Consider the following 7746-nt stretch of genomic DNA (forward strand, 5'->3'; position numbering starts at 1 on the left):
TGGCGGGCGGCGTTCCTCGCCGCGACCGGCCTTCCCGGGGCGGAGGTCGCGGTGCGCCGCGGCGCCGCGCTCGTCGAGGAGCGAAGCGGGGCGACGGCCGCGACGCGGCGCATCGAGTCGGCGCAGCTGCTGCTCGGCGGATCGCCCGACGCGCCGCGGCTCGCCCGCACGTTGCTGGTCGAGCGGGGCGCGGCTCCCCCTCCGGCGGTCCTCGACGACACGTCGGGCGACGGGCGCGGACGAATCACCAGTCGGGGCGGCGAGCTCGGACAGATCACCTGCCGGAGCGGCGAACTTCCCTCGGCGACGGTCCTCGACGGGGAGAGCGCCGAGAACGAGGCGGCGACCGGCGCCGTCCCCCCGCGTGCGGCGCTCGACGCCGCGCGGCGCGAGACGGCCGGATGGGACGACGCGCTGCCGACGATCGACGTCGCGGAACTCTGCCGGGCCGGGCGGCCGCTCGTCCTCGACCTCTTCGCGTGGGCCGACCTCGTGCGGGCCGCCGCCTTCTTCTGGGAAGCCGGACGGCGGACGCCGGGAACCGTCGCCGCTCTGGCGTTCGACGCCGCCGACCCCGGCCTTCCCTTCCCGCTCGAGACCGACGGAGGGGACGCCGACGAGGGACGCCGCGAGGCGCCGCGCGTCCTCGTCCGCGCCGGCCGGCTCGTCCCCTCCGCGCCGGCGCTCAGCCGCCCGTCCTGGCGCAGCCCGGCCGTTCCGGGCCTGAGGGCGCTCGAGACCGGCGTGCGCCTGCGCGCGGACTGGCCGCCCGACGCGGCGGCGGTCACGGCCGCGCTGATCCTCCCCGGCGCGACGCTCCTGCGCGGGGTCGCGCTGGAGGACGGCCGCCCCGCGGCGCGTTTCCCGTGGACCGCGGCGGCCGCGCCGAACGAGTGGCCGCGCCGCGTCGTCGCCGCGCTCGGCGAACCGCTTTGGGACCTCACCGGCCTCCCGACGCGCGCGTCGGCGGTCCTCGTCGACGGCCGCCGCGGCGTCCTCGGAAGCTGAGCCCCGTGCCGCCGTCGGCGACCCGCGGGCCTCGGCGGGAGTCGCGCAGGCCGCGGCGTCCTCCGAAGGCGGGCGCCGGGCGACGATCCCGCCGTTCGTCCCGTGGCGCGGCGGCGCCGGGCGTGGTACGAACGGCCCGATGAACCACGGCGGCGAAATCGTCCTCGAGGCGCGCGGGCTGGTCGTCCGCCTCGGCGGCCGGGAGATCCTGCGCGGGCTCGACGTCTCGCTGCGGGCCGGGGAGATGGTCGCCGTCGCCGGGCCGAACGGCGCGGGCAAGACGACGCTGCTCCGCGTCCTCGCCGGCATCCTCGCCCCGAGCGCCGGGACGCTTCTGCTCCGCGGCGCGCCGCTCGACCTCCGGCGCCGCCGCGCCCTGGCGCGCGAACTCTGCTACCTGCCGCAGGAGACGTGGACCGAGTTCGGGCTGACGGTGCAGGACGTCGTGCGGCTGGGGCGCTATCCCCACGCCGGCCCGTTCCGCGCGCTGCGCCAAGACGACCTCGCCGCGGTGCGCGAGGCGATGGAGCGGGCCGACGTCGCGCACCTCGCCCAGCGTCCGCTGCCCACCCTTTCCGGCGGCGAGCGGCGGCGCGTCTACCTCGCCCGGGCCCTCGCCCAGCAGGCGCGGATCCTCGTGCTCGACGAGCCGACGACGGCGCTCGACGTCGGCCACGCCTGCGCGCTGATGGACCTTCTCGCGGCGTGGGCCGCGGAAGGACGCGCGATCGTGCTTTCGCTGCACGACGTCGTGCTCGCCGCGCGGGGACCGAACCGCTGCCTGCTGATGCACGAAGGGCGGATCGTCGGCGACGACGCGCCGGCCGCGGTCCTCTCCGGCGACGCCGCGCGCGCCGCCTTCGGCGTGCGCCTGATCGCGCTCGACGAGCCGCGCGCGATCATCCCCGCCTGACGCGGAGAGCCGCGTCCGCGGCCCTCGGCCCGGCGGAGGACCAAAAGCAAAAGCCCCGCGCCGAAGCGCGGGGCTGTTGTGGTCGTGATTGCGAGTGAATCAGTTGCCGGCGCGGCGGACGTGGCTCGCCTGCGGCCCCTTGGGCCCCTGAGTGATCTCGAATTCGACCGCTTCGCCTTCACTGAGCGAGCGGAAGCCGGAACCCTCGATCGCGCTGTAGTGCACGAAGACGTCCGGACCGTTGTCCTGGCTGATGAAACCATAACCCTTGGCGTCGTTGAACCACTTCACCTTGCCCTGAGCCATTGCTGTGGAACCTTTCTTCGCCTCCGCACACAAACGATGCCGCGGCGGCGCTTGTGGCGGGCCGATCCATTTTGCCGGAGGGCGGAAAACGCTCCCGCGAAACTTCTCCGGTTCGACGGACGGACCGCCTTTTGGTGCGAACTGAGACAGTATCGGTCGCTTCCGCAAAACTTGCAATGTCGGCGCCGAAGGTTTGACGCCCCCGCGGGCGGGCAAGCGCCGCGCCCGGCCGCATAATTGTCCATGGGCGGCGCGCTTCGGCGCGCGGCCCGGGCCCCGGGCGGGGCGTCCGGAGGGAGCGATGGTCCGCTGGCTGATCGGAGCGACGGTCCTGGCGTGCGGCGCGGCGGCCTTCGCCGGCGACGCGTCGGAGAAGCCGAAGGTCATCACCAACGAGGACTTGCCCCCGCTTCCCGGGGCCAGCGTTCCCGGCCCGCTCCGGGTCGCGCAGGACTGGCGACTGGAGCTGAAGATCCCCGACGACGTCCTGCGCCAGCTCGACGGCGACGCGCGGATCGAGGCGCGGCGCGAGGCGGCGGCCGAATGGGCGAGGGAGCGGCGGGAAGAGCGGGACGCCGAGCCGACGGACTTCACGTCGGACTGGATCGTCTCCTCTCCGCGGTACTTCGGCCTCCCCGTCGGCCGGTTCAGAGGCGCGACCTGCCTCAACGGCGCCTGCCTCGGCGGCGGTCTCCGCTACGACGGCCTCTGGCGGTATCGGCCGGCGCCCCAGCCGGCGCCGACGCAGCCGGCGCCGCAGCCCGGCCCGAGCGCTCAGCCCCAATCCCCGCAGCCCGATCGGGGAACGCAAGCCCAGTCGCCGCAGCCCCGCCCCAGCGCGCCGGCGCCGGCGCCGCGGCAGCAGTTCGCCCCGCGCGCGGGCGGCGCCGCGGCCCCGGCCGGCCGCTGAGCGGAGGGGCTTCCCCGCGTCACTCCGGAAACGCGACGACCCGCCGGATGTCCCGCTCCCCGAGCGCCAGCGCCACGAGCCGGTCGACGCCGAGGGCGATCCCGGCGGCGGGCGGATGCCCCGCCTCTAGCGCGGCGAGGAACGCCTCGTCCAGGTCGGGCGCCGGGAGGCCGTGGGCGAGCCGATAGGCGCGGTCCGCCTCGTGCCGCCGCCTCTGCTCCGCCGGATCGGTCAGCTCGTCGAAGGCGTTCGCGAGCTCCATTCCGCCCGCGTAGACCTCGAAGCGCAGCGCCACCGGCCATTCCGGATCGGGCCGGACGTTGCTCAGCGCGGCCTGCGAGGCGGGATATTCCTCGAGCACCGTGATCCGCCCCCGGCCCAAGTGCGGCTCGACCCGCTCGAGGAAGATGCGGAAGTAGATCTCGTCCCAGTCGTCGTCGGGGGCCGTGCGCACGCCGATCGCCTCGGCCGCCGCGCGCAGCGCCGGCAGTTCGCGCTTTGCGGCGAGGTCGATTCCGGCGAGGCGGCGGAACGCCTCGCGCACCGTCAGCCGCTCCGGCGGCAGCGAGAGGTCGCAGCCCGGCACGCGCGACGGGTCGGCGCCCGCGGCGAGCGCCGCGGCGCGCAGGAGGCCGGAGACGTCGGCCACGAGGGCGTCGAGCCCCTCGAAGGCGCGGTACCACTCGAGCATCGTGAACTCGACGAGGTGCGTCTCGCCGCGCTCGTCGCCGCGGAACGAGCGCGCGAGCTCGAAGATCCGCTGCGCGCCGGCCGCGAGCAGCCGCTTGAGGTGCAGCTCCGGACTCGTGATCAGCCAGCGCCCTTCGCCCGCCGGGAGCGGCGCGAGGTGCGGCTCCATTCCGGGGCAGACGACGCGCGTCGGGGTTTCGACCTCGAGGAAGTCCCGTTCGGCGAAGAACCTGCGGATCGCGGCGACGATCGCCGCGCGTCGCCGCAGCAGCGGAAGCCGCCGCGGCAGGTCGGCGTCCTCCGGCGCGGGCGGGCCGGCCCGCCGCGCCAGCACCCGCGCCGCGTCGAGCGCGAAGCCGGCGGCGCCGCGGCGCAGCAGCCCGGACACGAGGTCCCCCTCCGCCGCCCCGACGACGGGGGCGAGCGGCGAGGCGACGCCGGAAGAGTCGGCGAGGAGAAGATCGGCGCCGTCGCGTTCGAGACGCGCGGCGACCGGCGCGGACGAGAACCCCGCCGCGAGCCGCGCGACCGCGGCCCGCAGCGGGACGAAAGGACCGAGGTCCATCGCGGCGCTCAGCGCTTGACGCGCTCCACGTACTCGCCCGTCCGCGTGTCCACGCGGATCCGCTCGCCGTTGTCCACGAACATCGGCACGTTGACCTTCGCGCCGGTCGAGAGCAGGGCCTGCTTCATCGCGTTGGTCTTCGTGTCGCCCTTCACCGCCGGCTCGCAGTCGGTGATGTCCAGCTCGACGAAGTTCGGGAGGTCGATCGAGATCGGCCCGTTGTTGTGGAAGAGCATCGTCACCGGGAGGTTCTCGGTGAGCCACTTCCACGCGTCGCCCACGCCTTCTTCGTTGAGCTCGATCTGCTCGTAGTTGGCGGTGTCCATGAAGTGGAACTGCGTGCCTTCGCGGTAGAGGAACTCCATCGCCCGCTCGTCGAGATGGCACTCGTCGATCTTCTCGCCGGAGCGCCAGGTGCGCTCGACGACGAGGCCGCTGACGAGGCTCTTGCACTTGCAGCGGGTGAAGGCGTTCCCTTTCCCCGGCTTGACGAACTGGGCGTCGGCGACGACGTACGGTTCGCCGTCCAGCTCGATCTTGGTTCCCTTGCGCAAATCGGACGTGTCGTACACGGAAGCACCTCTTCGGCCGGGGCTGCGCCCGAGCCGAAAACGGATCGTTCGAGGCTGGGCAGCCGCTGGAATGAGCCGACGGACACCGACGGCGGCGGCCGTCGGACCGGCGCATTATAGGGTCAATGAACGACTTCCAAAAGGCAGCCCCCCGCGCCGCGGCGCGGCGCGGACTCGTCGCGGGGGACCGGCCGCTTCCGCTCGCCGAGGCGGCCAAGCGGCTCGGCGCGACGCTCGACGACGAGGCGCGGCGCGCGGCGCGTCGCTTGCCGCTGCGCTTCCCCGAGGGATACGTCTCGCTCGCCGATCCCGCCGACCCCGACGATCCGATCCGACGGATCGTCTGGCCCGATCCGTCCGAGAACCGGCCCGACCCCGAGGCGATCGACGATCCGGTCGGCGAAGCCGCCTTGGCCGAGCCGCGGTTCGTCGTCCGCAAGCACCCGGACCGCGCGCTCTTCCTGCTTACCTCGCGCTGCCATCTCTACTGCCGCTACTGCTTCCGCGCCGGGCACGGCGCGGACCCGACGCTCCCCGAGATCGAGGCGGCGATCGACGGCCTCGCCGGCGACGAGCGGCTGCGCGAAGTGATCTTCTCCGGGGGCGACCCGCTGACGCTTCCCGACGAGTTCCTCGCCGCGGCGCTCGGCGCGCTCGCGCGCCTGCCGCGCCTCGCGACGGTGCGGGTCCACACGCGGGCGCCGATCCACGATCCGGCGCGGATCACGCCCGATCTGGTCCGCGCGCTCGCCGCCTCGCCCCGGCCGCTCTGGATCGTCGTCCACGCCGCGCACCCGCGGGAGCTGACGCCGCGCGTCGACGAAGCGCTGGCCCGGCTGCGCGGCGCGGGGGCGGCGCTCCTCGACCAGACCGTCCTGCTGCGCGGCGTCAACGCCGATCCGGCGACGCTCGCCGAGCTGTTCCTCGGCCTCTACGCGCGGCAGGTCAAGCCGTACTACCTGCACCACCCCGACCGCGTCGCCGGCGGAGCGCGCTTCCGCGTGACGATCGAGGAGGGGAAGAGAATCGCGGCGACGGTGCGGGAGTCGATCCCCGGCCCGGCGATGCCGTCGTACGTCCTCGACCTGCCCGACGGCTCGGGCAAGACGCTCGTCGAGACGATGGAGCGCCGCGCGGACGGCCTCTACGTCGCGCGGCACGCCGACGGGCGGGAAAGCCTCTACAAGGACATCGCGCGGAACGGCGATTCGGACGGCGCGACGGCGCGGCGCGGAAAGCGACGCTGATCCTCGGCCGCCGCGGCGCGCGGCGCCGAAACGTCAGCCGCGCGGCGTCGTCAGTTCCTTGATCGTCTCCAGCAGCAGCGGGATGTCGATCGGCTTGGCGAAGACCCGCGCCGCCCCCATCTTCTCAGCCGCCGCGAGGTAGCCGAGATTCCCGAGACGCCCGCCGCCGGACATCGCGATGATCGGCAGGCCGGGCCGCGCGGCCAGCAGCTCGCGGATCGTCTCCAGCCCTTCCTTCCCCGGCATCAGCAGGTCGGTCAGCACGACGTCCGCTTCGCGCTTCCTGAAGGCCTTGAGGCCGGCGACGCCTTCCTCGGCGGCGTCCACCTCGTAGCCGTTTCGCTCGAGCAGCTGCTTGAGCATGTCGCGCGTCTGCTCGTCGTCTTCGATCACGAGGACTCGTGGCATCGCTCGTCCCTTTCGCGGGCTCCGTCGAGGAGCCGCCTGATGGCGCGCGCCAGTTCGAGCGCGTCGGCGGGCTTCGCGAGAACGGCGCCCACGCCGGTCTCCTCCGCCCGCAGTTCCGCAATCCTAAGACCGAAACCGGTCGTCAGGAGCACCGGCAAGCCGGGATTGAGCGTCCTCGCCCGGCGGGCCAACTCCAGCCCGTCCAGCCCCGGCATCGCCAGGTCGGCGACGCCGATGTCGAACTCCCGCGGCGCCGCGGCCAACGCGTCGTGCGCGGCGTCGCCGCGGGCGTAGGCCGCGACCTTGTAGCCGAGACGCTCCAACAGTTGCCGGCCGAAGTCGAGCACTTCCGGCTGGTCGTCCGCGAGGAGAACCCGCTCGTTCCCGCACGACGTCGGCAGCGGCGGCGGTTCGACCCGTTCCTCCGCGACCAGCGGCAGGAATACGCGGAACGTCGAGCCGCGGCCGACCTCGCTGTAGACGTCGATCCGGCCGCCGTGGGCGGCGATGATCCCCGAGGCGGCCGAGAGCCCGAGCCCCGAGCCCTCGCCGACCCCCTTCGTCGTGAAGAACGGCTCGAAGATCCGGTCGATCACCGCCGGCTCGATCCCCTGGCCGGTGTCGGACACGCCGATCAACGCGCAGCGTCCCGGCCGGATCGCGCCGCGCCCCCGCGTCGGCTCGGCGCCGACGTCGAGCGCGCGAAGCGAGAGCTCGAGCGTGCCGCCCCCCTTCCCCATCGCCTCCGCACCGTTGTGGCAGAGGGCCGCCAGCGCCTCGGCGAGTTGGGCGGCGTCCGCCTCGACCGTCAGGGAAAGGGCCTCCCGCGGGAGGAGGATCCGCACGGATCGCGGCAGCTCGGCGCGCATCATCTGGCCGACCCGCTCGACGAACGGGCCGAGATCGATCCGCTCCATCCGCGGCTCGGCGCCGCCGGCGAACGCCTGGATCCGCGCCACGAGCAGCCGCGCCCGCTCGACGGCGCGCCCGAGCTGCCGCAGGTTGCGCGCCGCGGCGCCGTCCGCCGGGAGGTCCATGCCGATCAGCTCGGCGTAGCCGAGCACCCCGAAGAGGATGTTGTTGAAGTCGTGGGCGATGCCGCCGGCGAGCGTTCCGAGCGCCTCGTG

9 protein-coding genes are annotated in these 7746 nt (G+C 74.2%); 4 read left to right on the forward strand and 5 right to left on the reverse strand.

What is annotated here, in order from left to right:
* Both LLG88_15340 and LLG88_15345 read left to right on the forward strand, forming a co-directional pair.
* A partial coding sequence (locus LLG88_15340) for a hypothetical protein (protein ID MCE5248281.1) occupies positions 1–1008 on the forward strand: 1008 nt, incomplete at its 5' end.
* Between the two features lie 139 nt (positions 1009–1147).
* A complete protein-coding gene (locus LLG88_15345) occupies positions 1148–1921 on the forward strand; it encodes an ABC transporter ATP-binding protein (protein MCE5248282.1) in 774 nt (257 codons plus the stop codon).
* A 99-nt stretch (positions 1922–2020) separates the two neighbouring features.
* Here LLG88_15345 and LLG88_15350 read toward each other — a convergent pair whose 3' ends face one another.
* Entirely contained in the window at positions 2021–2227 is a 207-nt protein-coding gene (locus LLG88_15350) for a cold-shock protein (protein MCE5248283.1), read from the reverse strand.
* Between the two features lie 301 nt (positions 2228–2528).
* On the opposite strand from LLG88_15350, the gene LLG88_15355 reads away from it, so the two are divergent.
* Entirely contained in the window at positions 2529–3137 is a 609-nt protein-coding gene (locus tag LLG88_15355) for a hypothetical protein (GenBank protein MCE5248284.1), read from the forward strand.
* 19 nt (positions 3138–3156) lie between these two features.
* On the opposite strand, the gene genX is transcribed toward LLG88_15355, so the two are convergent.
* Entirely contained in the window at positions 3157–4392 is a 1236-nt protein-coding gene (gene genX / locus LLG88_15360; protein MCE5248285.1) for an EF-P lysine aminoacylase GenX, read from the reverse strand.
* Positions 4393–4400: 8 nt separating this feature from the next.
* The gene (gene efp / locus LLG88_15365) at positions 4401–4964 is read right to left on the reverse strand and encodes an elongation factor P (GenBank protein MCE5248286.1); all 564 of its coding nucleotides are present in this window, start codon (positions 4962–4964) and stop codon (positions 4401–4403) included.
* Positions 4965–5089: 125 nt separating this feature from the next.
* Here efp and LLG88_15370 point away from each other — a divergent pair, with 125 nt between their 5' ends.
* Positions 5090–6211 carry a KamA family radical SAM protein gene (locus LLG88_15370; GenBank protein MCE5248287.1) on the forward strand — a complete coding sequence of 374 codons (1122 nt, stop codon included), beginning with the start codon at positions 5090–5092 and terminating at the stop codon, positions 6209–6211.
* Positions 6212–6244: 33 nt separating this feature from the next.
* Here the strand turns inward: LLG88_15370 and LLG88_15375 are convergent, their stop codons facing one another.
* Both LLG88_15375 and LLG88_15380 read right to left on the reverse strand, forming a co-directional pair.
* Positions 6245–6619, reverse strand: a complete 375-nt coding sequence (locus LLG88_15375; GenBank protein ID MCE5248288.1) for a response regulator — start codon at positions 6617–6619, stop codon at positions 6245–6247.
* Positions 6601–7746: response regulator (locus LLG88_15380; GenBank protein MCE5248289.1), on the reverse strand; the 1146-nt coding region annotated here is incomplete at its 5' end. The genes LLG88_15375 and LLG88_15380, both read right to left, overlap by 19 nt.

Source organism: bacterium, from assembly GCA_021372775.1.
In the GTDB taxonomy this organism is placed as follows: domain Bacteria; phylum Acidobacteriota; class Polarisedimenticolia; order J045; family J045; genus JAJFTU01.

What these genes read in the sequence shown, in the direction of transcription:
- genX (MCE5248285.1), bottom strand. Translation starts at nt 4,392, where the DNA reads ATGGACCTCGGTCCTTTCGTCCCGCTGCGGGCCGCGGTCGCGCGGCTC.
- LLG88_15350 (MCE5248283.1), bottom strand. Translation starts at nt 2,227, where the DNA reads ATGGCTCAGGGCAAGGTGAAGTGGTTCAACGACGCCAAGGGTTATGGT.
- LLG88_15345 (MCE5248282.1), top strand. Translation starts at nt 1,148, where the DNA reads ATGAACCACGGCGGCGAAATCGTCCTCGAGGCGCGCGGGCTGGTCGTC.
- LLG88_15370 (MCE5248287.1), top strand. Translation starts at nt 5,090, where the DNA reads ATGAACGACTTCCAAAAGGCAGCCCCCCGCGCCGCGGCGCGGCGCGGA.
- LLG88_15355 (MCE5248284.1), top strand. Translation starts at nt 2,529, where the DNA reads ATGGTCCGCTGGCTGATCGGAGCGACGGTCCTGGCGTGCGGCGCGGCG.
- LLG88_15375 (MCE5248288.1), bottom strand. Translation starts at nt 6,619, where the DNA reads ATGCCACGAGTCCTCGTGATCGAAGACGACGAGCAGACGCGCGACATG.